The organism is Candidatus Nanopelagicus abundans, from assembly GCF_002288305.1.
GTDB lineage: Bacteria > Actinomycetota > Actinomycetes > Nanopelagicales > Nanopelagicaceae > Nanopelagicus > Nanopelagicus abundans.
The window spans coordinates 611,387-636,218 of sequence record NZ_CP016779.1 but is presented as its reverse complement, the minus strand read 5'-3'; the positions used below and the strand labels follow the sequence as shown (position 1 = coordinate 636,218).

27 protein-coding genes are annotated in these 24,832 nt (G+C 40.2%); 22 read left to right on the top strand and 5 right to left on the bottom strand.

Going from position 1 to position 24,832, the window contains the following annotated elements; genetic code table 11:
- The first annotated feature begins 1 nt into the window (after position 1).
- The 9 genes from uvrC to B1sIIB91_RS03305 all read left to right on the top strand — a co-directional run bounded on the left by uvrC (position 2) and on the right by B1sIIB91_RS03305 (position 8,513).
- Positions 2–1,915 (top strand): excinuclease ABC subunit UvrC, encoded by a 1,914-nt coding sequence (gene uvrC / locus B1sIIB91_RS03345; protein ID WP_095688204.1) that lies wholly within the window; start codon positions 2–4, stop codon positions 1,913–1,915.
- A 21-nt stretch (positions 1,916–1,936) separates the two neighbouring features.
- Positions 1,937–2,815, top strand: coding sequence for an RNase adapter RapZ (rapZ, locus tag B1sIIB91_RS03340; protein WP_095688203.1), 879 nt, complete (start codon positions 1,937–1,939; stop codon positions 2,813–2,815).
- A 1-nt stretch (position 2,816) separates the two neighbouring features.
- Complete coding sequence (locus B1sIIB91_RS03335; RefSeq protein ID WP_095688202.1) at positions 2,817–3,749, top strand: gluconeogenesis factor YvcK family protein; 933 nt, start codon at positions 2,817–2,819, stop codon at positions 3,747–3,749.
- Positions 3,750–3,790: 41 nt separating this feature from the next.
- A complete protein-coding gene (gene whiA, locus B1sIIB91_RS03330) occupies positions 3,791–4,768 on the top strand; it encodes a DNA-binding protein WhiA (protein WP_095688201.1) in 978 nt (325 codons plus the stop codon).
- 84 nt (positions 4,769–4,852) lie between these two features.
- On the top strand, positions 4,853–5,854 hold the full coding sequence (gene gap, locus B1sIIB91_RS03325; protein WP_095688200.1) for a type I glyceraldehyde-3-phosphate dehydrogenase: 1,002 nt from the start codon (positions 4,853–4,855) through the stop codon (positions 5,852–5,854).
- Positions 5,855–5,859: 5 nt separating this feature from the next.
- Entirely contained in the window at positions 5,860–7,044 is a 1,185-nt protein-coding gene (locus B1sIIB91_RS03320; protein WP_095688199.1) for a phosphoglycerate kinase, read from the top strand.
- 12 nt (positions 7,045–7,056) lie between these two features.
- Positions 7,057–7,839 (top strand): triose-phosphate isomerase, encoded by a 783-nt coding sequence (gene tpiA, locus B1sIIB91_RS03315; protein ID WP_095688198.1) that lies wholly within the window; start codon positions 7,057–7,059, stop codon positions 7,837–7,839.
- An 87-nt stretch (positions 7,840–7,926) separates the two neighbouring features.
- Positions 7,927–8,157 (top strand): preprotein translocase subunit SecG, encoded by a 231-nt coding sequence (gene secG, locus B1sIIB91_RS03310; RefSeq protein WP_018227144.1) that lies wholly within the window; start codon positions 7,927–7,929, stop codon positions 8,155–8,157.
- A gap of 14 nt (positions 8,158–8,171) precedes the next feature.
- Positions 8,172–8,513, top strand: a complete 342-nt coding sequence (locus tag B1sIIB91_RS03305) for an RNA polymerase-binding protein RbpA (RefSeq protein ID WP_018227143.1) — start codon at positions 8,172–8,174, stop codon at positions 8,511–8,513.
- Here the strand turns inward: B1sIIB91_RS03305 and B1sIIB91_RS03300 are convergent.
- From B1sIIB91_RS03300 to B1sIIB91_RS03285, 4 genes are read right to left on the bottom strand one after another with little or no spacing between them, the layout of a single operon-like run.
- Entirely contained in the window at positions 8,510–10,024 is a 1,515-nt protein-coding gene (locus tag B1sIIB91_RS03300) for a glucose-6-phosphate isomerase (protein WP_095688197.1), read from the bottom strand. The two genes, B1sIIB91_RS03305 and B1sIIB91_RS03300, sit on opposite strands and share 4 nt — an antisense overlap.
- Positions 10,025–11,107, bottom strand: coding sequence for a transaldolase (tal, locus tag B1sIIB91_RS03295; protein ID WP_095688196.1), 1,083 nt, complete (start codon positions 11,105–11,107; stop codon positions 10,025–10,027).
- Complete coding sequence (gene tkt, locus B1sIIB91_RS03290) at positions 11,100–13,166, bottom strand: transketolase (RefSeq protein ID WP_095688195.1); 2,067 nt, start codon at positions 13,164–13,166, stop codon at positions 11,100–11,102. The genes tal and tkt overlap by 8 nt, the downstream gene beginning before the upstream one ends.
- A complete protein-coding gene (locus B1sIIB91_RS03285) occupies positions 13,163–14,062 on the bottom strand; it encodes a COX15/CtaA family protein (protein ID WP_095688194.1) in 900 nt (299 codons plus the stop codon). Before B1sIIB91_RS03285 ends, tkt begins: the two co-directional genes overlap by 4 nt.
- A gap of 85 nt (positions 14,063–14,147) precedes the next feature.
- Here B1sIIB91_RS03285 and B1sIIB91_RS03280 point away from each other — a divergent pair, with 85 nt between their 5' ends.
- From B1sIIB91_RS03280 to B1sIIB91_RS03240, 9 genes are read left to right on the top strand one after another with little or no spacing between them, the layout of a single operon-like run.
- Complete coding sequence (locus tag B1sIIB91_RS03280; RefSeq protein WP_223298573.1) at positions 14,148–14,870, top strand: helix-turn-helix transcriptional regulator; 723 nt, start codon at positions 14,148–14,150, stop codon at positions 14,868–14,870.
- Positions 14,870–16,282 (top strand): Fe-S cluster assembly protein SufB, encoded by a 1,413-nt coding sequence (gene sufB / locus B1sIIB91_RS03275; RefSeq protein ID WP_018227137.1) that lies wholly within the window; start codon positions 14,870–14,872, stop codon positions 16,280–16,282. The genes B1sIIB91_RS03280 and sufB overlap by 1 nt, the downstream gene beginning before the upstream one ends.
- Positions 16,282–17,367: a Fe-S cluster assembly protein SufD gene (gene sufD, locus B1sIIB91_RS03270; protein WP_095688193.1), complete on the top strand. Its 1,086-nt coding sequence runs from the start codon at positions 16,282–16,284 to the stop codon at positions 17,365–17,367. The genes sufB and sufD overlap by 1 nt, the downstream gene beginning before the upstream one ends.
- Positions 17,367–17,660 carry a non-heme iron oxygenase ferredoxin subunit gene (locus B1sIIB91_RS03265; RefSeq protein WP_018227135.1) on the top strand — a complete coding sequence of 98 codons (294 nt, stop codon included), beginning with the start codon at positions 17,367–17,369 and terminating at the stop codon, positions 17,658–17,660. Before sufD ends, B1sIIB91_RS03265 begins: the two co-directional genes overlap by 1 nt.
- 9 nt (positions 17,661–17,669) lie before the next feature.
- A complete protein-coding gene (gene sufC / locus B1sIIB91_RS03260) occupies positions 17,670–18,422 on the top strand; it encodes a Fe-S cluster assembly ATPase SufC (RefSeq protein WP_095688192.1) in 753 nt (250 codons plus the stop codon).
- A gap of 4 nt (positions 18,423–18,426) precedes the next feature.
- Positions 18,427–19,674, top strand: coding sequence for a cysteine desulfurase (locus B1sIIB91_RS03255; RefSeq protein WP_018227133.1), 1,248 nt, complete (start codon positions 18,427–18,429; stop codon positions 19,672–19,674).
- Positions 19,674–20,108 carry a Fe-S cluster assembly sulfur transfer protein SufU gene (gene sufU / locus B1sIIB91_RS03250; protein ID WP_095688191.1) on the top strand — a complete coding sequence of 145 codons (435 nt, stop codon included), beginning with the start codon at positions 19,674–19,676 and terminating at the stop codon, positions 20,106–20,108. Before B1sIIB91_RS03255 ends, sufU begins: the two co-directional genes overlap by 1 nt.
- A gap of 9 nt (positions 20,109–20,117) precedes the next feature.
- The gene (locus B1sIIB91_RS03245; protein WP_018227131.1) at positions 20,118–20,429 is read left to right on the top strand and encodes a metal-sulfur cluster assembly factor; all 312 of its coding nucleotides are present in this window, start codon (positions 20,118–20,120) and stop codon (positions 20,427–20,429) included.
- 31 nt (positions 20,430–20,460) lie between these two features.
- Positions 20,461–22,332: an ABC transporter ATP-binding protein gene (locus tag B1sIIB91_RS03240; protein ID WP_223298572.1), complete on the top strand. Its 1,872-nt coding sequence runs from the start codon at positions 20,461–20,463 to the stop codon at positions 22,330–22,332.
- Here B1sIIB91_RS03240 and B1sIIB91_RS03235 read toward each other — a convergent pair.
- The gene (locus B1sIIB91_RS03235) at positions 22,324–22,596 is read right to left on the bottom strand and encodes a DUF3099 domain-containing protein (protein ID WP_095688190.1); all 273 of its coding nucleotides are present in this window, start codon (positions 22,594–22,596) and stop codon (positions 22,324–22,326) included. The two genes, B1sIIB91_RS03240 and B1sIIB91_RS03235, sit on opposite strands and share 9 nt — an antisense overlap.
- A gap of 280 nt (positions 22,597–22,876) precedes the next feature.
- Here B1sIIB91_RS03235 and infC point away from each other — a divergent pair, with 280 nt between their 5' ends.
- From infC to B1sIIB91_RS03215, 4 genes are read left to right on the top strand one after another with little or no spacing between them, the layout of a single operon-like run.
- Entirely contained in the window at positions 22,877–23,386 is a 510-nt protein-coding gene (gene infC, locus B1sIIB91_RS03230; protein ID WP_018227127.1) for a translation initiation factor IF-3, read from the top strand.
- A gap of 30 nt (positions 23,387–23,416) precedes the next feature.
- Entirely contained in the window at positions 23,417–23,614 is a 198-nt protein-coding gene (rpmI, locus tag B1sIIB91_RS03225) for a 50S ribosomal protein L35 (protein ID WP_009612420.1), read from the top strand.
- Between the two features lie 11 nt (positions 23,615–23,625).
- The gene (gene rplT / locus B1sIIB91_RS03220; RefSeq protein WP_018227126.1) at positions 23,626–23,988 is read left to right on the top strand and encodes a 50S ribosomal protein L20; all 363 of its coding nucleotides are present in this window, start codon (positions 23,626–23,628) and stop codon (positions 23,986–23,988) included.
- A 23-nt stretch (positions 23,989–24,011) separates the two neighbouring features.
- On the top strand, positions 24,012–24,827 hold the full coding sequence (locus B1sIIB91_RS03215) for a TrmH family RNA methyltransferase (RefSeq protein WP_095688188.1): 816 nt from the start codon (positions 24,012–24,014) through the stop codon (positions 24,825–24,827).
- The last annotated feature ends 5 nt before the right edge of the window (positions 24,828–24,832 follow it).

Genomic DNA, 24,832 nt, shown 5'->3' with positions numbered 1-24,832 from the left:
CATGGCAGATCCACAAAGTTATCGGCCAAGTAACCTACCTAGTGATCCTGGTGTTTATAGATTTTTTGATAAGAATGAAAAGGTAATTTATGTAGGTAAAGCAAAGAATATTAAAAATAGACTAAATACATACTTTGGTAATAATCTACAAATTAAAACAAGGCGGATGGTTAATACTGCTGTCCGAGTTGACTGGACATTAGTAAAAACTGAGGTTGAGGCACTGCAGCTTGAATTTACTTGGATTAAACAGTACAGCCCAGATTTTAATATTCAATTTAAAGATGATAAGTCATATCCTCATTTAGCGATTGACTTAAAATCTGAATTTCCAAGACTGTTTATATCTCGTTCTAAAAAGATTCCAGGAGTTCGCTATTTTGGACCTTACTCACACGCTTGGGCGCTGCGTAGTACATTTGAAACCTTAATTAAAATATATCCAGTTCGTACATGTAGTGAATCTAACTTTGTTTCGGCTGTACGCAGTAAACGGCAGTGCTTATTAGGAGATATAGGTAAATGTGCTGCCCCTTGTGTTAATTGGGTTACGCAAGAAGAACACAAAAAACTTGCTAATGATCTAGTTAATTTTTTAGAGAAGTCACCTGAAGAAATTTCAGTAAGAATTGAAAAAGAGATGCAAGAAGCATCGCAAGCACAAGAGTATGAGAAGGCTGGAAAGCTGCGGGATCAACTAGAAGCAATTAATAAAGCGTATGAATCTACCGACAGATTTCTAAATGAAAATATTGATGCAGATGTGCTAGCAATTCATGAGGAAATTACCCATGCATCACTTTCTCAATTTAATATAGTTGCAGGCAGAATCACAGGTTCTCGATCCTGGGTTATAGATAGAGCAAATCTATTAGAAGATGAAAGTATTATTTCTGCAATGCTTGGAAAAATCTATGCTGAAAGTAAGCCACCACCTGAAGTGTTAGTTGATCAATTGCCTGAAGATTCTGACTTACTGCAGCAATGGCTCACTGAGCAGAGAGGTAAATCTGTAACTTTAACCCAGCCAGCTAGAGGTGAAAAATTAGAACTAGTACAAACCGTAAAGCGAAATGCCAACCAGGCCCTAATTCAATATTTAAGTAAGCGTGCAAATGATGCTGCGGTAAGTGGCAGTGCATTAGCTGAAATTGCGGAGCAGTTAGAGCTTGCTGAATTACCACTACGAATTGAGTGCTTTGATATTTCAAATATTCAAGGGACAAGCATGGTCGCATCAATGGTGGTTTTTGAAGATGGTCAACCCAAAAAGAGTGACTATCGAAGATTTTCAATTGATGATGATGCTGGCTTTGATGACACGAGAGCAATGCACCATGTAATAACACGGAGATTTAAACGGTATTTAGATGAAAAAGATATAGATGTTGCAGAGGCAACTGCGCAAGGTGGTAGCAGGCCAAAGTTTGCATACCCCCCACAATTAGTAGTTGTTGATGGTGGTAAGCCTCAAGTTAATGCTGCTGCAAAAGCGTTACGTGAACTTGGAATAACAGACATTGCCTTATGTGGTCTTGCAAAAAGACTAGAAGAGGTTTGGCTACCAAATAATAGCGAGCCAATTATCTTTCCACGCCATAGTGAGGCTCTGTATTTACTACAGAAGGTAAGAGATGAAGCACATCGATTTGCTATAAATTTTCACCGAAGCAAGCGCTCAAAAGTTATGCTGGAATCATTACTCGATCAGATTTCTGGGCTAGGTGAGGTTAGAAGAAAATCATTACTTACACACTTTGGTTCAGTTACTGCATTAAAGTCGGCAACCCTTTCAGAGTTATCTGCTGTTCCAGGCATTGGCGAGAAAATGGCAAAGACAATTATTGATCAAATCAAAAATCAAGCAGAGCAAGTCCGTATTGATATGCAAAGTGGTGAAATTTTAGATGCTTGACATGTGTAGGAAGATATTGCCATGAAGAGTGATACCGAGATACTTGTTATAAGCGGAATGAGTGGCGCCGGTAGATCCACGATAGCCCACAGATTAGAAGATCTTGGTTGGTATGTTGTAGATAATTTGCCTCCAGCCTTACTCGGCAATTTAATTGAGTTAGTTTCTACATCGGTAAAAAAAGTTGCCGTTGTAATTGACGTAAGAGGCAGAGCATTTTTTGATGATCTAACCAAATCGTTAGCTGAACTAGCAGACCTAGGTATATCTCGCAAAATTCTTTTCGTAGATGCAGCAGATGATTCACTTGTTCGAAGATTTGAGTCAACCCGCAGACCTCATCCTTTACAAGGGGCCGATCGTATTCTTGATGGAATTACTAAGGAGAGAGAGCGACTTCGGGAAGTAAGAGATTCTGCAGACATAATTATTGATTCATCGGCATTAAATATTCATCAGCTTGAGAAGAAAATTTCAGATTATTTTCATGAAGACTCTGGCTCTGATCTTAGAGTAAATATTCTCTCTTTTGGCTACAAGTATGGACTGCCAGTAGATGCAGATCTAGTTGTAGATTGTAGATTTATATCAAATCCACATTGGGTGCCACACCTTAGGCCACTGACAGGTCTTGATAAACCGGTAAGTGATGCAGTATTAGGAAGTGATAACGTAAAAGAATTTTTAACAAGGTATCAGGCACTTTTTGAGACTATGGCATTAGGTTTTATCGCTGAAGGTAGAAAGTTTTTAACACTGGCAATCGGTTGTACCGGTGGTAAACACCGATCAGTAGCAGTTGCCGCAGAATTAGTTTCCAGATTAAAAAGTGGTGATAAATTATCTAATTACAAGATTGATACACAGGTAATGCATAGAGATTTGGGTCGAGAAATATAGTATGAATAAAAATCCAAAGGTTGTCTGCTTAGGCGGTGGACACGGATTAGCAGCAACACTTGGCGCAATGCGTACTCTTACTAATCAAGTTACTGCAGTGGTAACAGTTGCAGATAATGGTGGTTCATCCGGGCGATTACGTGCTGAATTTAATTCCCTACCTCCCGGTGACTTACGAATGGCACTTGCAGCACTCTGCGCTGATGATGAGTGGGGCAGAAGTTGGGCTGAAATTATGCAATATAGATTTACCAGCCAAGGTGAGATGGATAATCACGCGGTAGGTAATCTTCTTTTAACCGCACTTTGGGATCGAGATACTGATCCAGTTAAAGGTTTGGACCGGGTTGGTCAATTATTAAAAGTAGTTGGCCGGGTACTACCAATGGCTTTGGAGCCCCTTGATATTGAAGGAAGTTTTACCACAAAAAATGGGGTTGAAATAGTAAGAGGCCAGGTTGAGGTATCGCAGGCGATTGGAAAAGTTAATGAACTAAAATTAATTCCAAATCAACCTAAGCCAACTCCAGAAGTACTAACTGCTCTTGAAAATGCAGACTGGATAACAATTGGGCCAGGGTCATGGCTTTCTAGTGTTATGCCACATTTTCTCCTTGGAAAGCAAGCAGAACAAATTCAAAAAAGTAAAGCAAAAAAAATTATGATATTTAATCTACCGGATAAAAACATATTAGATGAGTACGCAGGCTTCTCACTTGAAGCTCACCTACAATTAGTTTTAGATCATATTCCAGATCTGAAAATTGATGTAGCCTTAGTAGATAAATCACTTGCTCAATCAGACTCAAGGTTTAATGCTCTAGTTGCTGCGTGCGGGGGAGAGGTTATGGGTTTTGACCTAGCAGATAGTAAGCAAATATTCCACCATGATAGAGAGAAATTAATTTTGGCTTTCAGCCACATTTTTGGTTAAGACCTGCTTAGATAACCCCATAGACGAGTTAGGGAGAATTAATGGCAATGACAGAAGCGGTTAAAGATGAGTTAAGCAGACTCTCAATAACTAAACCATGTTGCCGTAAAGCAGAAGTTTCTTCATTACTTAGGTTTGCAGGTGGATTACATATAGCAGCGGGTAAAATTATTATTGAGGTTGAATTAGATACAGCTCAAAGTGCACGCAGGCTACGCAAAGACATATCAGAGGTATTTGGACATGAAAGTGAGTTGTCAGTAGTTTCTTCAAGTGGTATTCGTAAAGGCAGTCGGTATATTGTCAGAGTTTTAGCAGATGGTGATGCACTTGCTCGACAAACAGGATTAGTTGATGCTAGCAATCGGCCGATCAGAGGCCTGCCACCGCAAGTTGTTTCTGCAGCTATTTGTGATTCTGAAGCAGCATGGCGCGGGGCATTTCTAGCGCATGGCTCACTTACTGAGCCAGGAAGATCTTCTGCACTTGAGATTACTTGTCCTGGACCAGAATCAGCATTGGCTTTAGTTGGCGCAGCTAGAAGATTAGGAATCACTGCAAAAGCTCGAGAGGTGCGCAGCGTCGATCGAGTTGTTATTCGAGATGGTGATGCTATTGGCGCGCTACTTACAAGATTAGGTGCACATGAAACAGTCCTAGCTTGGGAAGAGCGAAGGATGCGAAGAGAGGTTCGAGCAACTGCAAATCGATTAGCAAACTTTGATGATGCAAATTTACGCAGATCCGCTAGAGCCGCTGTTGCAGCTTCAGCGAGAGTACAAAGAGCGATGGAGATCCTTGGTGCTGAAATCCCAGATCATCTAAAAGAAGCAGGTGAACTTCGGGTTAACCATGGGCAAGCAAGTTTGGAAGAATTAGGTTCACTTGCAACTCCACCAATGACAAAAGATGCAATTGCTGGGCGAATCAGGCGATTATTAGCAATGGCAGATAAACGAGCCCGTGAATTAGGAGTACCTGATACTGAGGCGAGTATTAGCCCAGATTTATTGAATTAATCACTACTTGCGGACTGCTAAGATATACATCTCACAATGTTGTGAATGGCTTAAAATAAATTTTAGAATCTAAACGGGGTTAATATGCTTAAAGTCGGTGTTAATGGTTTTGGTCGTATCGGTAGAAATTTTCTAAGAGCATCACTTGAATCAGGTGCTAATTTTGAAATTGTTGGAATTAATGATTTAACAGATAACGCGACTTTAGCCCATTTACTAAAATACGATTCAATTTTGGGCAGACTTAAGCAACCAGTAACTTTCACAGATACAACAATTACTATTGGCGGTAAAACTATCTCTGTTAGTGCAGAGCGTGATCCCGCAAATATCCCATGGGGAAAGTTAGGCGTAGATATTGTTGTCGAATCTACTGGAATTTTTACAAAGGCTGCAGATGCCCAGAAGCACATAAATGCTGGCGCAAAGAAGGTAATTATTTCAGCTCCAGCAACTGATGAAGACATAACAATTGTTATGGGTGTTAATCATGAAAAATATGAACCAACTAAACATAATATTATTTCGAACGCATCATGTACTACTAACTGTTTAGCTCCAATGGCTAAGGTGTTAAATGATGAGTTCGGCATTGTTAGAGGCCTTATGACCACGATTCATGCATACACAAATGATCAGGTAATTTTAGATTTCCCTCACAAAGATCTCCGCAGATCAAGAGCTGCAGCGCTATCAATTATTCCAACCTCAACTGGAGCAGCGAAAGCAATTTCATTGGTATTGCCAGAACTTAAAGGTAAGTTAGATGGCTATGCATTAAGAGTGCCAGTGCCAACTGGTTCTGCAACTGACCTAACGGTTGAGTTAGCAAAAGAAGCCTCTGTTGCAGAGATTAATGCTGCACTCAAAAAAGCAAGTACTGGCTCATTGAAAGGGTATTTAAGTTATACCGAAGATCCAATTGTTTCAGCTGACATAGTCACTGATCCAAGCTCATGCATTTTAGATGCCGGACTTACAAAGGTAATCGGAACAACAGCAAAAGTTGTGGGCTGGTATGACAATGAATGGGGATATTCAAATAGGTTAGTTGATTTAATCCAATACATTGGTAAGTCCATATAAATTAGATGGGTATTAAAAGCTTATCCCAGCTAAATCTGCAAAACGCTAAGGTTATTTTGCGTTGTGATTTTAACGTTCCAATTAAAGATGGTGTTATAGGTGATGCTGGTCGAATAGTTGCCTCATTATCGACAATTAAGAAGCTACTTGCTGCTAACTGTTCAGTGGTAATAATTGCCCATTTGGGTAGACCAAAGGGAGAGGTAAAGCCTGAGTTATCCCTCGCTCCAATTGCTAAAAAGTTAGGCGAGTTACTAAATCAAGAGGTTTTATTCTCACCAGAGATAACTGGAATTTCCGATAAAGCTAGGGCACTTAAATCAGGTCAAATTTTACTGCTAGAAAATATTCGATTCTTATCTTCCGAAACAAGTAAGGAAGAATCTGAGCGCATGAAGCTAGCAAATGAACTTTCAACTTATGGCGACATTTATATTGGAGATGGTTTCGGAGCTGTTCATCGCAAGCATGCTTCAGTTTATGAGCTTGCTAAATTACTGCCGCATGCTGCTGGAGATCTTATTTCAGGTGAGGTTGCAGTCTTAGAGCAGTTAACAAAAAATCCTAGCCGCCCGTATGGAGTTGTTCTAGGTGGGGCAAAAGTTTCTGACAAAATTGGCGTTATTTCAAATTTTTTAGACAAAGCAAACTTAATTGCAATAGGTGGGGGCATGGTCTTCACGTTTTTAGCAGCTCAAGGAAAAGAAATCGGAAAGTCTTTAGTTGAAAATGATTTAATTGATACTGTTAAAGAATTAATGATTCGAGCTGAAAAACTGGGAGTTAAATTTCTACTTCCAATCGATATAGTAGTTGCTTCTGAATTTTCGGCAGACTCATTGCCGACCACTGTAGATTCAGATCAAATTCCGTCTGATCAAATGGGTTTGGATATCGGGCCAAAAAGTGCTGAGAACTTTGCTCTAGAGATAAAGTTGTGTAAAACTGTATTTTGGAATGGCCCGATGGGTGTATTTGAGTTTACAAATTTTTCCTATGGCACAAAAGTGATAGCGCAAGCTTTAACTCAGGTTGATGGTATGGCCGTAGTCGGCGGGGGAGATTCAGCTGCAGCTGTTCGTAAACTAGGATTTGCTGATAAGGATTTTGGTTATATATCAACAGGTGGTGGCGCATCTCTTGAGTACCTTGAAGGTAAAGAACTACCAGGCCTGATCGCACTAAGTTAGAGAAAGAGAAAAATGCGTAAACCTTTAATTGCTGGAAATTGGAAGATGAACTTAAATCATCTAGAGGCGATTGCCGTTACCCAAAAGCTGGCTTACTCCCTTGAGGATCGTGATTATGACGCAGTAGAGGTTGTAATTATTCCACCATTTACTGATATTCGATCTGTTCAAACATTAGTTGATGGCGATCGTCTGCGTTTACTTTACGGTGCGCAAGATTTATCTGCTGCGGATTCAGGTGCTCATACCGGAGATATTTCAGGATCAATGCTTTCTAAACTTGGATGCACATATGTATTAATTGGTCATAGCGAACGCCGAGCGAACCACAATGAAGATGATCAGTTAATTAATAAGAAGATTAAAGCTGCGTTCGCAAATGAGATTAAGCCGATTCTCTGCGTTGGTGAGGAACTAGCGGTAAGAGAGGCTGGAAATCATATTCCGTATGTGTTAGAGCAATTAAGAAATGCACTAAAAGGTTTTCACAAACCTGATCTTAAGAAAATTGTTATTGCATATGAGCCAGTATGGGCGATTGGTACTGGTAAAACTGCCACTCCAGAAGATGCACAGGAAGTTTGTGCTGCAATTAGAAAAGAGCTTAGAAAAATAGGTAGTGATGAAATCGCTGATAACTGTCGGATCCTTTATGGTGGCTCGGTTAAGTCGATTAATACTTTAGATATTATGAAGGAAGAAGATGTAGATGGCGCCCTTGTTGGAGGGGCTTCGCTAGATCCTGAAGAATTTGCGCGGATATCTAAATTCCATAGGGTATTAAAAAAGGCATAATTAGGCCGATTAAGAAGATTTACCTAAAAGATAGTATCCTTTCCCCCTAGCCACAGATTAAGGCTCTATTTAGATGAAGGCGAGTAAATGAATTTAGCTCTTTCGATTATCTTGATGCTATCAAGTGTGCTTATGATTATTTTGGTTTTATTACATAAGGGCAAAGGATCTGGACTGTCAGATCTTTTTGGTGGCGGAGTTTCATCAACATATGGTGGCTCATCTGTAGTTGAGAAAAACCTTGACAGAATTACAATCGTTGTCGGTGGAATTTGGTTTGCTTCAGTTATTGCACTTAGCTTGTTATTGAAAAATTAAAAGGGGAGTAAATAATGGCTGGTGGAAGTGCTATTCGCGGAAGTCGTGTCGGTGCTGGTCCTATGGGCGAAGCAGAGCGCGGGGAATCAATTGCTCGCTTTCGAGTTTCATATTGGTGTGCTAACGGACATGAAACTAAACCATCATTTGCTGAAGACGGCACTGTAGAGGTTCCAGCTGAATGGGATTGCCCAAGATGTGGTTTTCCGGCAGGACAAGATAAAAATAAACCACCAATGCCAATGAAAAATGAGCCTTATAAAACTCACTTAGCTTACGTGAAAGAGCGTAGAACTGAAGCTGAAGCAAATAAAGTTTTAGACATTGCACTTAAAAAACTACGTGGGGATGATTAATTCTTTTCTAAGTCTGAGATAAGTCTTGCTATTGCTTTCTTGCGATTTTTAAGATGAATTCTAATAACCGGTAAATTTCTTTCAGAAATAGATTCGATATCTGCAAGTGCTTGCGCCATGATCAACTGCGAAAATGTGTAATCCTTATTTGGTATTTCTATATCACTGCCTGAATCACCGGTAATCACAATAAATGCCCCATTTTGCTGCCCACCCTTGTGGAACTGTCCAGTTGAATGAAGATATCTCGGTCCCCAACCAAAGGTAGTTGCTGTTTTACTCTTTGCAGCAATCAGTTTTCTGATCTTATATATTTCATCATCGCTACCTCTATCAAGGTATGCCAATACTGCAAAATAATTCACATTAGATTTAAGAAAGTCTGAAAGGCTATTAATTTTTTGATTTGAATAGATTAAGTAATCAGAATCTTCATATGCTGGGGTAGGAGTATCAAAACCTTTACTGCCTAATGATAAAAGAATTGCTGTTGTGCGATCTTTTGCCTCTACTACATTTGGCTGATTAAATGGATTAACCTTTAATAAGTAGCAAAGTAAAGCAGTTACCCACTCCCATAAGATGAATTGCTCACCAAGAGTGGCTTCGATCACTAGGTCATATTCACCGGGAGTAAAGCCAACTGTTATACCAGAAATTGCACTTTCTACTTCTTCGATTACAACTGGCAATCTGCCAGATAAATTTTTGCCAGTTGATTCAGCAATTAGTTGTTCGATCCAATTAGACAGTCCAGGTGCCGCCGATCCATTATCACAAAAATTTATTATCTGATCAGTTAAGGAGTAGAGGCAAGCCGCTATTTCAATGGCTGGTGATTCCTTTGATGAAAGGATTAAGCTTAATTTTTCAGCATCATCTAGAAGCAGTGAAATATCTACACCGATTAAAGCTGCTGGAACCAAGCCAAATGCAGATAGCGCACTAAAGCGTCCACCAACATTTGGATCTGCATTTACAACTTTGTAACTTTCTTTTCTAGCACGAATATCAAGAGGAGTACCTGGATCAGTAACTATCACTATATGTTCAATTGGATTTAAATCTGCTTCCTTAAATATATTTATATAAAACTCAAATTGAGATAATGTTTCGATAGTTGTTCCTGATTTTGAACCAACTACAACTAGTGCTTTACTTAAATCAGATGGAATAGAGTTAAGTATTTGGTCTGGATCAGTTGAGTCGAGCGTAGTTAATAACTTTTTATAGGTCGATGCAATTACTTCAGGGGCTAATGAAGAGCCACCCATTCCGCATAAAACAATTTGAGTTAAGCCATTGCTGCGCGCCCATGCTGAAAGAGCATCTAACTCTGGCAATAAATCTCGTGATTTTGTTGGCAGATCGATCCAGTTAAGTCTGTTGGCTGTTTCGTTGTCAGTGACCCAAACATTCACATCTTTCTTGGCTACTTGAGGTGTGATTTCACGCAGCTGCCTAGATATTTCAGGATCAATATTTGCAAGAATTTGCCCTGACAATTTCATTTAAGATCCAGAAATTACAGACTTCACTGAACTCATCAAATCTAGCCAAGATGCTTCAAACTTGGCAATACCGTCAATTTCAAGGGCATCAGTTACTTTGGCAATATCAATCCCAGCCATAGCAATCTTTGCTAAGTTAATTTTCGCATTTTTAATATTTGGAGTAATTGTCTCGCCTGAAAATACCCCTGACGCTTTAACTGCATTTAGAGTTGCCTCTGGCATCGTATTTATGACGTTAGGAGCAATTAAAGACATTACGTAGCGAGTTTGATCATAGGAAGGATCCTTTACGCCAGTAGATGCCCATAAAGGCCGTTGCAAATTCCCGCCGTGGCTCAATAATTTTTGCCAGCGGCTACTTTTTTCAAATTCAAGAAAAACTTCGTAAGCCATAACTGCGTTTGCAATCGCTGCTAAGCCTTTCAGCTCTGATTTATCTCCTAATTGTTTGTCAATTTCAGCATCGATTCGGCTCACAAAAAATGAAGCAACCGAATGGATGCTACCTATCTCTTGTGAAGCATTTACTCTTTTTTCGAGCCCAGCAGCAAAAGCATCTAAAACTTTTTTATAACGATCCAAAGAGAAAATTAAAGTAATATTGACGCTAATTCCTTGTGCAATTAGTTCAGTTACTGCTGGTAATCCCTCAACAGTAGCGGGCACTTTAATTAACAAATTTTTTCGATCAACAATCTCCCAAAGTTGCTTTCCTTGCTTAATTGTTGCCATAGCATCATGAGCAAAGCGCGGGTCGACTTCAAGGGATATTCGCCCGTCTATCTCATTACTAGCTTTAAACGTATTATGGAAAAGATCACATGCTTCTCTTACGTCATCTGTTGTTAACTTTGTAATTATTTCTTCAATACTCTTATCTTTATTCTGCAAAATGTCATTTCGATAAAGGTCTGATTTACTAATTGCTGATCCGAAGATGCTTGGATTAGTAGTTACTCCAACCACACTATCTTCAGCAATTAATTTTGCTAATGACCCATTTTTTAATCGCTCTCGAGATAAGTCATCGAGCCATACCGCAACACCTGCTTCTGATATCTGCGCAAGTGTATTAAGCATTAGATTTTTTAATACTTTCCTTTACAGCATTAACAATATTCTGAACGGTAAATCCATACTCTCTAAACATAATATCTCCGCTAGCAGAGGCACCAAATTTTTCAACTGAGACAGCAATGCCACTATCTCCTATAAATCGGTACCAAGGCTGAGCAACGCCTGCTTCAATACTTACTCTAGCTTTAATTGATTTTGGAAGTACTTCGTTTTGGTAATTCTCAGATTGCTCCATAAACCACTCCAAACATGGCGCGCTTACTAATCTGACTTTTACACCTTCTGAAATTAATTTCTCACGAGCAGCTATAGCTAATGAAACTTCTGATCCGGTTGCAATTAGAATTACTTCACACTCATCCCTTGAAGAGTTACTTCCATAGGCCAATACGTATGCACCTTTTGCTGCCTCTTTAGCTAATGAGAACTTAGAACGGTCAAGGACAGGTAAGTTTTGACGAGACAGTACTAACCCTGATGGTTTTGAACGCTTTATGATCTCTTGCCAGCAAACACTAACTTCGTTTGCATCGCATGGTCTTATAACTGAAAATCCTGGAATGGTTCGCAAAGAAGCAAGATGTTCAACAGGTTGATGAGTTGGTCCATCTTCACCAAGGCCAATTGAGTCATGGGTCCAAACATAAGTTACAGGCAATTGCATTAACGAAGATAGGCGAACAGCTCCGCGCATGTAATCACTAAATACTAGAAAGGTTCCACCAAACGGTTTTACTAAACCATGTAAAGCCATTCCATTTAAAATCGCGCCCATTGCATGTTCACGAATTCCAAAATGAATTATTCGACCGTACGGATCAGCACCAGCCATTTTGCTAGCAGTTGGTAGGAATGAACCGCCACCCTCAATTGTGGTGTTGTTACTCTCAGCTAAATCAGCTGAACCACCCCAAAACTCTGGCAACATTTTTGCAATAGATTGAATTACTTTTCCAGATGCAGCTCTTGTAGATATTTCTTTGTCACTAGGAAATACTGGAAAAGAACTTTCGAAATCGAGTGGTAGTTTCTTACTAAGCAATCTTTTTAGAAGTTCAGCAGATTCACTATTCGCTTTTTCCCAGGCTTGAAATTTTGTTTGCCACTGGTTATACATTTCTGTGCCACGCCGTTTAACATCTCTTGCATGATTGATAACTTCTGTGGGAGCTATAAATGTTTCTTCGGGATTTAATCCTAATAAAAGCTTTGTCGCATTTATTTCCTCATTACCAAGAGCTGAACCATGAGCTTTTGACGTACCCTTAGCATTTGGCGCAGGCCAAGCAATTACTGTATGAATATGTATTAAAACTGGTTTATCTTTGTTAGCAATTGCCGATAACATCGCACGTTCCAAATTTTCTCGGTCGACATCTCCATCAGCCTTTATTGGTACGACAATGACATCCCAGCCATATGCAAGATAGCGAGCATCGATATCTTCTGTACAAGTAATATGTGTGTCACCCTCAATTGAAATACGATTATCATCATAAATCATTATTAAATTACCAAGTTGTTGAGTGCCAGCTAGGGAAGAAGCCTCCGCACTTACTCCCTCTTGGAGATCACCGTCAGAACACATTACCCAGATATTATGATCAAAAATATCTGTTGTATTTTCAGGATCTAGTAAACCTTTTTCAAATCTAGCCGCCATCGCCATCCCAACACCGTTAGCGACTCCCTGGCCAAGAGGACCGGTCGTTGTTTCAACTCCTAGAGTGTGTCCATACTCAGGGTGTCCAGGAGTTTTAGCATTAAATGTACGAAAGCTTTTAAGGTCATCAAGTTCAACTCCGTAACCAGATAGATAAAGTTGAATATATAGAGTCAGTGAAGAATGACCACAAGAAAGTATAAAACGATCCCGTGCTAGCCAATTTGGATGCGCCGGGTCATGCCGCATAATTCTTTGAAAAAGTGTGTATGCCACTGGCGCGAGAGACATTGCAGTTCCAGGATGCCCGTTCCCAACTTTTTGTGCCGCATCCATTGCTAATGCGCGTGATATTGCAACCGCTCTATCGTCTAAATCTTGCCACTGACTTATTTTCAATTAAATCCCTTCAACTTAAACCCAGATCCGGCAACCTTAACAAAGCTCCAGCTACTACCCCAAACTAGGGCAGCACCTAATAGGTGAAAGCCCACAACTAATTCTGGTAAACCGGTAACATACTGAATATACCCGATTAAGCCTTGGGAGAGGCTAATTAGAAGAAATATTTGAATTTTTCGAGTTAGTAAATTGGCATTTGTTTGTCTTATGAGTAGCCAAAGGATTGTAGTAAGCACAAGCAAAGCAATTACAAGATCTGCATGGAGCCAGGAGAGGGATTTAGGGTCAAGCCCAAATCTCTTTGCATCAGCATCACCAGCATGTGGACCGCTGCCGGTAACTATTGTTCCAACTATTATCACGATTAGTGTCAGCCAAATAAGAATCGGGATAAGAGAAGCAATTAATCCAGTTGGTGATTGTTTGATAATTCCGATCATTTCATATCTAAGAGAAATTGCTCCTGCAATAAGAAAAATTGATAACAAGAAATGCGCAGCAACGGTAGCTGGATGCAAGCCGGTTAGTACTGTTATTCCACCTAGAAGGCCCTGACCTAAAATTCCTAGTATTTGCAGGGCTGCTAGTGCTCTTACTCGCCTTTTTGAGATGGCATTTTTAGAGCTTCTAAACGCAATAACTACTACAACAACAGCTGTTAGCAGGAGAACAAAAGTTAATAATCGATTACCAAATTCAATCCAAGCGTGTAGTTGCCCTTCTGCCTGATAAGGCACTGGCGTGTATGAACCTGGGGTGCACTCAGGCCAAGTCGGACAACCCAACCCCGATCCGGTAAGGCGCACCGCCCCGCCAGTAACAATTAGGGCCCCTTGCAGGAAAACTAGGAGCCAGAAGGGTTTTGCAGATATTGAGTTTTTGGCTACCAACATGATTTAAGCCTATTGCTTTCTTTGGGGCCACTGCTTGATTCACCCGCTGGTAAGGCGCAATTCACACCCAAATAGAGCAAGGGGATTGGCGCTTGCGCAGGAATTACGCAACACTTATGTTGTGAAAAAGAGTGAGCCAGATAAGACCCGTGATCAGGTCGCCCGAACGATTTTAGAAGGCGGTCCTGCTAGTGCAGTTGATCTTGCTGAAAAACTTTTAATAACTCCAACTGGAATTCGCAGGCACCTAGAAACTTTAATTGCCGAAGGTGTCCTTACTGCGCGAGAGCCTTTTCAAGGCCGAGCAGTGCGCGGTCGAGGTAGACCATCAAAGGTTTTTGTAATGACAGATAGCGGACGTGAAAAGTTTGAGCACTCATATGATGACCTAGCAGTTGCTGCTCTTAAATTTATGGCAAGTAAAAATGGTTCTCACTTAGTAGATGAGTTTGCGCAAAGTCGGGCTAATGAGTTTGTGCGTAAGGGTGAACAAATTAAAAGTTCAAGTAAATCAGTTTCAGAAAAATCTAAGGCACTTGCAAAGCTTTTAACTAAAGAGGGGTATTCAGCAACTACGGATAAGATGGGAAATGGTGAAGAAATTTGCCAACACCATTGTCCAATTGCCCATGTTGCCTCTGAATTTCCACAACTATGTGAAGCAGAAACTGCCGCATTTTCAGAAATTCTTGGAACTCATGTTCAAAGACTTGCAACTATCGCCCATGGTGATGGAGTTTGTACAACATTTATTCCCTCAAATATTTCCCAGACCAGAAAAACTAAAGTAATAGAAGGAGCACGCTAATGACCCAGATCGCGCACCCAGAGTTAGATGGTATTGGCAAGTATGAGTACGGCTGGGCAGATAAAACAGATGCAGGTTCAAATAGTCGTCGTGGTCTAAATGAAGAGGTTGTGCGCGATATTTCTTCAAAAAAGAATGAACCACAATGGATGTTAGATCTACGACTTAAAGGATTATCGTTATTTGATAAGAAGCCCATGCCAAGTTGGGGCTCGGATCTAAGTGGTATTTTCTTTGACACTATTAAATATTTTGTTCGCTCAACTGAAAAACAAGCAACCTCTTGGGAAGATCTACCTGATGATATTAAAAACACATATGACCGCCTTGGTATTCCAGAGGCAGAGAAAAAACGCTTAGTAGCAGGTGTTGCAGCTCAATACGAATCAGAGGTGGTTTACCACTCAATTCGTGAGGACTTAGAAAAACAAGGAGTTTTATTCCTTGATACCGATACCGCACTTCGCACACACGAAGATCTTTTTAAAGAGTACTTCGGCACTGTAATCCCAGTTGGTGATAATAAGTTTGCCGCTCTTAATACTTCTGTTTGGTCTGGTGGCTCATTTATCTATATTCCTAAGGGCGTAAAGGTAGATATTCCACTACAAGCCTATTTCCGAATTAATACTGAAAACATGGGTCAATTTGAGCGAACTTTAATTATCGCTGATGAAGATTCATATGTTCATTATGTTGAAGGCTGTACTGCTCCGGTTTACTCATCAGATTCACTTCACTCTGCTGTTGTTGAAATTATTGTGAAAAAGAATGCACGTGTTCGATACACAACAATTCAAAACTGGTCTAACAATGTTTATAACTTAGTGACCAAGCGAGCAACATGTGCTGAGGGTGCAACAATGGAGTGGATCGATGGAAATATTGGATCCAAAGTAACTATGAAGTATCCAGCTGTAATGTTGATGGGTCCACACTCTAAGGGTGAGACACTTTCAATTGCATTTGCAGGTGAAGGACAACATCAAGATGCTGGTGCCAAAATGGTTCATGCGGCTCCTTATACATCTTCAACAATTATTTCTAAATCAGTAGCGCGAGGTGGCGGTCGTACCTCATATAGAGGCTTGATAAAGGTTGAAGAGGGCGCTCATCACTCAAAGAGCACTGTTAAGTGTGATGCATTGTTGATCGATAATATTTCTCGCTCTGATACATATCCGTATGTTGATGTCCGCGAAGATGATGTTTCGATGGGACATGAGGCAACTGTTTCTAGAATTAGCGATGATCAACTCTTTTATTTAATGTCACGTGGCTTAGGTGAAGATGAAGCAATGGCGATGATTGTTCGCGGCTTTATTGAACCAATCGCGAAAGAGCTTCCAATGGAGTATGCACTAGAACTAAACCGATTAATTGAGCTTCAAATGGAAGGTGCAGTTGGTTAATGAGTTTATTAACAACAAATTACTTAACCCCAACTGGTAGAGAAGAAGCATGGCGCTTTACACCGCTTAAACGGTTAGCTGGCCTACATGATCTATCTACTTTAGTTAAAGAAAATATTTCTTTATCAACTAATAGGGCGCTTCCTAGCGGGGTAAGTTTGAAAGTAGTAACAGCTTCTGACTTGCCACCTGCTTATGAGTCAAGTGATCTTGTTACAAATAGGATCCGAGGGAATGTTAAGGATATTTCACTACTAAGAATTGAAAAAGATTCTGAGCTTTCACAACCTATTCATCTAAAGAGATCATGTGGTTCTTTTGCTGAGCTAAGTAAATTAGTAATTCAAGCCGGGGTAAACAGTAGATCTACGGTAATAATTGAGAATACTGGTACTGGTGAGATTGGTGAAGAAATTGAAATTTCGTTAGAGGCTGGCGCATCACTGAATTTTATTTCACTGCAGGAGTGGGATCGAAGCGCTGTTCATCTTGGTCAGCACCATGCGATCATAAGTAAAGATGCTCAATTCACTTCTTTTGTTATCTCAGTCGGTGGATCAGTTGTCAGACTTAATCCAACTGTTGAGTTCACAGGACCTGGTTCATCTGCGGAGTTAAATGGAATCTACTTTGCAACTGATGGGCAACACCTAGAACATCGAATCCACGTAAACCACAACGTAGCAAATGCTAAATCTAGAGTTAATTACAAAGGCGCACTTTCTGGTGATCAAGCACGAACTGTTTGGATTGGTGATGTTTTTATCCATAAGGGCGCAGAGGGCACAGACACATATGAATTAAACCGAAACCTATTACTTAGCGATGGAGCTAGAGCAGATTCTGTCCCAAATCTAGAAATTGAAACCGGTGAGATTGTTGGCGCCGGCCATGCCAGTACAACTGGAAGATTTGATGATGAGCAGCTTTTCTATTTGCAATCTCGAGGTATACCAGCAGATATTGCACGACGTTTAGTAATTCGTGGATTTTTTGCTGAAATTATTAATAAGTTAAAAAATGAAGAGTTAGAAGAGCGATTAATGAAAAGAATTGATGATGAGCTCGCAAAGGCTGGTGAATAATGAGTGAGTTAGCTTTTGATTCGTTAGTTGAGGGTAAGCCAGTTGCTATTGATCACAATGGTGTAACAGTTTGTGTTGCCAGAGTGGGCGATGAAGTATTTGCTATTGAGGACACTTGCACACATTCAGAGGCATCACTTTCTGAAGGTGAGATAACTGGTACAAAAATAGAGTGTTGGTTACACGGCGCAGAGTTTGATTTAAGAACTGGTGAAGCATTAACCCCACCCGCAACAGCACCCCTTAAAACTTTTTCAGTAAAACGCAATGGCAACCAAGTAGTAATCAACTAAAGGAGAAAAATGAGCGTACTTGAGATAAAGAATTTGCAGGTCAGTGTTATTACTGAGGCTGGCAATAAAAAAATTCTTCGGGGAGTAGATCTAACAGTACGGAGCGGTGAAACCCATGCAATTATGGGACCAAATGGTTCTGGTAAATCAACTTTGGCTTACTCAATTGCTGGACATCCAAAATATTTAATTACTGATGGATCTGTAACTCTAGATGGCGCAGATGTACTTGAAATGAGTGTGGATGAACGAGCAAAGGCTGGATTATTTTTAGCAATGCAATACCCAGTTGAGGTACCGGGAGTATCTGTTTCTAATTTTCTTCGCACCGCGGTAACTGCAATTAGAGGTGAAGCACCAAAGGTTCGTACCTGGGTGGGTGAAGTAAAAGCTGCAATGACCTCACTAAATATTGATACTGCTTTTTCTGAGCGAAATGTGAATGAAGGTTTTTCTGGAGGCGAGAAAAAGCGCCATGAGATTTTACAAATGGAGTTACTAAAGCCAAAGATTGCAATTCTTGATGAGACAGATTCAGGTCTTGATGTTGATGCGCTCCGAATTGTTTCAGAGGGTGTTAATCGAGTTAAAGATGGCTCAGATCTTGGTGTCATGTTAATTACCCACTACACCAGAATCCTTCGTTATATAAAGCCAGATTTTGTACACGTTTTTGCTAATGGAAAGATTGTTGAAGAGGGTGGGCCAGAGTTGGCTGACAAACTTGAAGAGAAGGGTTACGCGGAGTACATAACTGCGTAAACAAATGAGTGTTGATTTATCTAAGTATAAAAAGGATTTTCCTATTCTCGCCCGAAAGGTGCGAGGGGGAAATCGGTTAATTTACTTAGATAGTGGTGCTACTTCACAAAAACCTGAATCAGTAATTAAGGCTGAATCTGATTTCTATCGGACCATTAATTCTGCTGTTCATCGAGGAGCACATCTTTTAGCTGAAGAGGCCTCAGAGGCTTATGAGGGTGCACGCGAAAATTTAGCAAAGTTTTTAGGTGCTAAAACTGATGAGGTTATTTTTACTAAAAGTGCTACCGAGTCACTAAATATGATCGCTTATTCACTAGGTAATCCAGATTCTAGTTTCAATGTAAAAAGCGGGGATGAAATAGTAGTTTCGCAGATGGAACACCATGCCAACCTAATTCCTTGGCAACAACTTGCTAAACGCACTGGAGCCAAACTAGTTTGGTTTTCAATCACAGATGATGGCAGATTAGATCTATCAAATATTGATCAAATCATTAATAAGCGAACTAAAGTAGTTGCAATTACTCATCAATCAAATGTTTTTGGAACAATTATTCCACTTCAAGAAATTGTAAAAGCCGCTCATGAGGTAGGAGCTGTTGTCGTATTAGATGCTTGTCAATCAGCCCCACATTTTGCTATTGATGTTAAGAAATTAGATGTTGATTTTCTTGCCTTCTCCGGTCATAAAACATTAGGACCAACGGGTGTAGGAATCCTTTGGGGTAAGTCTGAAATTTTAGAAAAAATTGAACCTGCACTTTTCGGTGGCTCAATGGTTGACTCAGTAACAATGGAGAGTGCAACTTGGGCAAAGGCACCCAGAAAATTTGAAGCAGGTGTACCAAATATGGCGCAAGCAGTTGGACTTTCAGCTGCAGTTGATTATTTAAATGTAATCGGAATGAAAAATGTCGCAGAACATGAACAGGAGTTGACTAAGCAACTACTTGATGGCATTTCTGAAATATCTGGCGTTAACGTAATTGGGCCAAAAGATATGAAAGATAGAGGGGGAGTAGTTTCATTTACTGTAGATGGCGTTCACCCACATGATGTTGGCCAGGTACTTGATCAGTATGGGATTGCTGTTAGAACCGGACACCACTGCGCATGGCCGCTCATGAAAAGATTAAATTTAGTTGGAACTACTAGAGCATCATTTCATTTATATAACGACTCTGAAGATGTAAATGACCTATTAGCAAGTATCAAGAAGGTTAAAGAGTATTTTAAGGTCCGCAAATAATGGAGTTGGATTCTCTTTACCAAGAAGTAATTCTTGATCACTATCGAAAGCCACTTCATAAAGGTTTATCTGCTACAAAAGATATTCAAGTTCATCACAATAACCCAAGTTGTGGTGATGAGGTAACGCTAAATTTAATTATGGATGAGCAGATTGTTAAGGATATTTCTTGGGATGGTGTTGGTTGCTCAATATCCATGGCCAGTGCGTCAGTGATGAGTGATCTATTAATTGGTAAGGAATACAAATCAGCAATGGTGATTTTAGATGCATTTGTTGAACTGATGCAGAGTAAGGGGAAATCATTGGGGGATGAACAATTATTAGAAGATGGTGTTGCCTTCGCTGGTGTATCAAAATTCCCAGCCAGAATTAAATGTGCATTACTTGGTTGGATGGCGTTCAAAGATGCCACAACCCAAGTGATAGCGTAGGATTTACCCATGGCTACCACTATTGATGATGTTACCGAGGCGATGAAGGATGTAATTGATCCTGAGCTTGGAATAAATGTTGTTGATCTTGGCTTGGTTTATGACATGCGTTTAGATGAAAATAATATTGCAACTTTAGATATGACATTAACTTCAGCTGCTTGTCCTCTGCAAGATGTTATTGAAGATCAAACAAGACAAGTATTAGCTGATATAACTTCTGATGTGAAAATCAACTGGGTTTGGCTACCACCTTGGGGGCCTAACAAGATTTCAGATGATGGTCGTGAACAACTACGCTCGATTGGCTTTACCGTTTAGTTATATTTGTAATACTCGCTAGGGTTTTCTTATGTCAATGCACTCAACTTGGATGTCCTTTAGGTCTTTAACTGCAGATCAATCAGTGAAAAATCAAAAGTTAAAACCAGGCACATTAAAGCGAATTGCAAGTTTTGCTGTCCCATATAAAGTACTACTCGCCTTTTTTCTAATTACAGTTGTTATTGATGCATTCCTGATTGTTGCCACACCATTGCTGCTCAGAAGGCTAATTGATGAGGGCGTGATTCCAAAAAATACTGAATTAGTAACAAGTCTCGCTTTTGCAGTTGGAGTAATTGCAGTTGCTGATGCCTTATTTAGCATGGCAGGTCGATGGTTCTCATCTCGAATTGGTGAGGGATTAATTTATGATTTACGCAAGCAAATTTTTGAACATGTGCAAAGACAATCGATAGCTTTCTTCACTAGAACTCAAACCGGCGCACTTATTTCAAGGCTAAATTCCGATGTTATCGGAGCGCAGCAGGCATTCACATCTACTCTTTCTGGAGTAATTAGCAATTTACTTGGTTTGATTCTTGTGGCAATTACCATGTTTACTCTTTCATGGCAGATCACATTAATTTCTTTGATACTTCTACCAGTTTTTTTAATCCCAACAAAGTGGGTTGGTCGTAAATTGCAAGGGTATACAAGGCAATCCTTTGATTTAAATGCTCAAATGTCAGCAACGATGACTGAACGTTTTAATGTATCTGGAGCTTTATTGGTATCACTATATGGAGATTCTAAAAAAGAGAAGAATGAGTTTGCAGAAAAAGCCCGCCGGGTAGCTGATATCGGAATTTCAATAGCGATGCTTAATCGAATATTTTTCATAGCTCTAACTTCAATAGCAGCTGTTGCCACAGCGGTGGCATATGGAATCGGTGGGCACCTTGCAATTAGCGGAGAGTTAACAGTTGGAACATTATTGGCTATTACCGCATTACTTGCTCGCTTATACGGTCCCCTTACTGCCCTATCAAATGTCAGAGTAGATGTAATGAGTGCTTTGGTTTCATTTGAAAGAGTCTTTGAAGTTTTAGACCTTCAACCAATGGTTACTGATCGAGAGAATTCAAAAGGTTTAGCAGATACTAATCTTGATTTAAAGTTTGAAGGGGTTTCATTCACATACCCAAAAGCTGAAGAGATCTCACTTGCTTCACTAGAAATTGCTGCAAAGCCAGAGATAATTACAAGTGGAAAAGTTCTAAAAGGTATTTCATTCACAGTAGCTGCAGGAACCCTAACTGGCATTGTCGGTCCATCTGGTGCTGGCAAGAGCACTATAAGCAGTTTAATTCCCAGACTTTATGATATTACTCAAGGAGTAATTTCAATAAATGGAACTGATATAAGAGATTATACAATTAAATCACTTCGAAACAGTATCGGAGTTGTTACTCAGGATTCTCATATGTTTCATGATTCAATATTAGTAAATCTTAAATATGCTAAAGCTGATGCAACTGCAATTGAGATAGAGGCAGCATGTAAATCAGCACGTATATGGGATTTTATTCAATCACTCCCAAATGGTTTAGATACAGTAGTTGGTGAGAGAGGACATCGATTATCTGGAGGAGAGAAGCAGCGACTTGCAATTGCAAGGCTTCTACTTAAGCAGCCGAGTTTAGTAATACTAGATGAGGCAACTGCTCATTTAGATTCTGAAAATGAGGCTATGGTGCAGGCAGCACTTAAAGAAGCACTAGTTGGCCGGACTAGCATCGTAATTGCTCACCGACTTTCAACTATTGCACATGCTGATCAAATATTAGTTATTGATAATGGGGAAATCGTTGAGCAGGGTAAACATGAACAACTAGTTGAAAAACGTGGGCTTTACTTTGATCTATTTGAGAGGCAGAACCTGCAAGGAGAGTTAATTTAAGCGCTTTCGCTTAGGCGTAAATATTGCATCCTTCTTGATTGTTTCTCTTCCTGCATTTGCAGCAATAACAGCTATATAAGGAAGGGTAACTGCGCCTGTTAATGCAATCCAACGGTATGGACTTGGCAAAACAACTGTCAAAATAAAACAGATAGTTCTTATCATCATCGAAATAAAGTATCTACGTTGGCGAGCAGATTGATCAGCAGTAAGCCCAGATTGCACCGAAGTTATTGATTGCGAAACTTCCTTTGGCTTTTTCATGAGATAAGCCTAATGTTATTTAGCGATATCCCTTGATGCATAGCTATCTTTACGCACTAAAGATGACCGATTTCACTCTTTTTAACTCCTTAGGTAGTATTCACCCATCAAGTGGATGCATACGCTCCCACCTACTTCGCTTCGGTGAACTGGTTGCTTCTTATGAAGCGCGGCTGTCTTTCGCTTGTGTAATGCCTTAACAATCTAAGCGAAGCAGCAAGGAGAAATTATCAGCACAGAACCACGTATCAATGATCGAATTCGCGTTCCTGAAGTTCGGTTGATTGGCTATGACGGTGAACAACTTGGCGTAACAGCAATAGATAAAGCGCTTAAGTTATCGGAGGAGATCGGTTTAGATCTCGTCGAAATCTCACCAGATGCTAATCCACCGGTCTGCAAAATAATGGATTTCGGAAAATATAAATACGAAATTGCGCAGAAAGCTCGGGAAGCAAGACAGAATCAGACACACATTGTTGTGAAAGAGATGCGACTTCGACCAAAGATTGAACCTCATGATTATGAGACTAAACGTTCTCATATCGAAAAGTTCTTACTAGGTGGTGACAAGGTGAAGGTAACTATTCAGTTTCGTGGTCGTGAGCAATCTCGACCAGAGATGGGATATCGGTTATTACAAAAGCTTGCTGAAGAGTTAGCTGAAGTATCAATTGTTGAGTTTGCGCCAAAGCAAGAAGGTCGCAATATGACAATGGTACTTGGGCCAGCTAAGAAGCCAGGTTCTGCTAAGAAAGCAGCACCTAAAGCGGCAGCACCACAAAAATAGTTTTATAGAAATTCAACAGGAGGTAAGAAGATGCCAAAGATGAAGACCCATAGTGGTGCGAAGAAACGTTTTCGCGTTACTGGATCAGGAAAGATCATGCACGAGCGTGCTGGCAAACGCCACCTGCTTGAACGCAAATCATCAAGATTAACCCGTCGCTTATCTGGCGATGTTGCAGCTAAAGCGCCAAATGCATTTGCAGCTAAGCGCATGCTCGGTTTGAAGTAAGGGAGAGATAAATGGCTAGAGTAAAACGTGGTGTACATGCGGCGAAAAAGCGCCGAACAACTTTAGAACGTGCTGCTGGTTACCGTGGGCAACGTTCACGTCTTTTTTCAAAAGCAAAAGAGCAGGTAACTCACTCTCTCGTCTATGCATTTAATGATCGTAAGGATAAGAAAGGCGATTTTCGTCGCCTATGGATCCAACGCATTAATGCCGCTGCCCGAGCTAACAACATGACGTATAACCGCTTAATCCAGGGATTAAAAATTGCTGGCGTAGAGGTTGACCGCAGAGTTCTAGCAGAGCTTGCAACCAATGATCCAGCAGCTTTCTCAAAGTTAGTTGAGATCGCGCGCAAAAATGTTGTAACAGCTTAAATATCTCTAATAAGAAGTTAGAGATGGAAAACATTACGAGCCTTAATTCGCCTCATATCGAGCGAGTTAAGGCTCTTATCGGTTCTAGGGGAAAGAAAAATCGAGAATTAGAAAATGCCTTTATTGCAGAAGGCATCCAGGCTGTACGTGAAGCATTATTTCCTAAACTCGGTGAAGGTTTAGCAGTAAAGCGAGTTTATGTAACCGAAAACGGTTTAACTAAATTATCCGAAGCTATAAGTAAAGATATTCTTGCCAAATATGAAGTAATTCAAGTATCAGATCAAGTTATGAGCGTGATGGCAGACTCAGAGTCTCCACAAGGAATTATCGCACTGTGTTCAACAAAATCTCTTAAGCTAAAAGATTTATGGCAAAGGAAGCCAAGTAAGATCGCATTTTTTTGGCAGATTCAAGATCCTGGTAATGCCGGCACGGTAATTAGAACAGCCGATGCCTGCGGTTTTGATGCAGTCGTTTTCTCCTCAGAAAGTGTTGATATTTTCAATCCAAAGACGGTTCGAGCTACGGTAGGTTCACTTTGGCATATTCCCGTTATTGTGGATATAAATATTGAAGAGTTTATTACAGAGGCAAAGGAAAATAAGTTTGCAATATATGCATTAACGGGGGAAGCAGAGCAGCAATTTAATGCCGAATTTATTGATAAATCAAAGAAGGCGCCTTCAGTCTGGATATTTGGAAATGAAGCTAGGGGATTGCCAAGTCTGACCTCAGATCCAATTAAAGTATCAATCCCGATGAAGGGTTATGCTGAATCATTAAATGTTGCTAGTGCTGCGGCAATTGTCCTGCATTCTATTGGGCTCTCCTTATAGACTTA

Coding starts and splice junctions, on each gene's coding strand:
- tal (WP_095688196.1), bottom strand. CDS start 11,107: ATGCTTAATACACTTGCGCAGATATCAGAAGCAGGTGTTGCGGTATGG.
- sufC (WP_095688192.1), top strand. CDS start 17,670: ATGAGCGTACTTGAGATAAAGAATTTGCAGGTCAGTGTTATTACTGAG.
- rplT (WP_018227126.1), top strand. CDS start 23,626: ATGGCTAGAGTAAAACGTGGTGTACATGCGGCGAAAAAGCGCCGAACA.
- rapZ (WP_095688203.1), top strand. CDS start 1,937: ATGAAGAGTGATACCGAGATACTTGTTATAAGCGGAATGAGTGGCGCC.
- B1sIIB91_RS03255 (WP_018227133.1), top strand. CDS start 18,427: ATGAGTGTTGATTTATCTAAGTATAAAAAGGATTTTCCTATTCTCGCC.
- B1sIIB91_RS03215 (WP_095688188.1), top strand. CDS start 24,012: ATGGAAAACATTACGAGCCTTAATTCGCCTCATATCGAGCGAGTTAAG.
- B1sIIB91_RS03320 (WP_095688199.1), top strand. CDS start 5,860: ATGGGTATTAAAAGCTTATCCCAGCTAAATCTGCAAAACGCTAAGGTT.
- B1sIIB91_RS03265 (WP_018227135.1), top strand. CDS start 17,367: ATGAGTGAGTTAGCTTTTGATTCGTTAGTTGAGGGTAAGCCAGTTGCT.
- tpiA (WP_095688198.1), top strand. CDS start 7,057: ATGCGTAAACCTTTAATTGCTGGAAATTGGAAGATGAACTTAAATCAT.
- B1sIIB91_RS03245 (WP_018227131.1), top strand. CDS start 20,118: ATGGCTACCACTATTGATGATGTTACCGAGGCGATGAAGGATGTAATT.
- B1sIIB91_RS03240 (WP_223298572.1), top strand. CDS start 20,461: ATGTCAATGCACTCAACTTGGATGTCCTTTAGGTCTTTAACTGCAGAT.
- B1sIIB91_RS03235 (WP_095688190.1), bottom strand. CDS start 22,596: ATGAAAAAGCCAAAGGAAGTTTCGCAATCAATAACTTCGGTGCAATCT.
- uvrC (WP_095688204.1), top strand. CDS start 2: ATGGCAGATCCACAAAGTTATCGGCCAAGTAACCTACCTAGTGATCCT.
- sufB (WP_018227137.1), top strand. CDS start 14,870: ATGACCCAGATCGCGCACCCAGAGTTAGATGGTATTGGCAAGTATGAG.
- sufU (WP_095688191.1), top strand. CDS start 19,674: ATGGAGTTGGATTCTCTTTACCAAGAAGTAATTCTTGATCACTATCGA.
- whiA (WP_095688201.1), top strand. CDS start 3,791: ATGGCAATGACAGAAGCGGTTAAAGATGAGTTAAGCAGACTCTCAATA.
- rpmI (WP_009612420.1), top strand. CDS start 23,417: ATGCCAAAGATGAAGACCCATAGTGGTGCGAAGAAACGTTTTCGCGTT.
- gap (WP_095688200.1), top strand. CDS start 4,853: ATGCTTAAAGTCGGTGTTAATGGTTTTGGTCGTATCGGTAGAAATTTT.
- B1sIIB91_RS03305 (WP_018227143.1), top strand. CDS start 8,172: ATGGCTGGTGGAAGTGCTATTCGCGGAAGTCGTGTCGGTGCTGGTCCT.
- B1sIIB91_RS03285 (WP_095688194.1), bottom strand. CDS start 14,062: ATGTTGGTAGCCAAAAACTCAATATCTGCAAAACCCTTCTGGCTCCTA.
- sufD (WP_095688193.1), top strand. CDS start 16,282: ATGAGTTTATTAACAACAAATTACTTAACCCCAACTGGTAGAGAAGAA.
- B1sIIB91_RS03300 (WP_095688197.1), bottom strand. CDS start 10,024: ATGAAATTGTCAGGGCAAATTCTTGCAAATATTGATCCTGAAATATCT.
- secG (WP_018227144.1), top strand. CDS start 7,927: ATGAATTTAGCTCTTTCGATTATCTTGATGCTATCAAGTGTGCTTATG.
- B1sIIB91_RS03335 (WP_095688202.1), top strand. CDS start 2,817: ATGAATAAAAATCCAAAGGTTGTCTGCTTAGGCGGTGGACACGGATTA.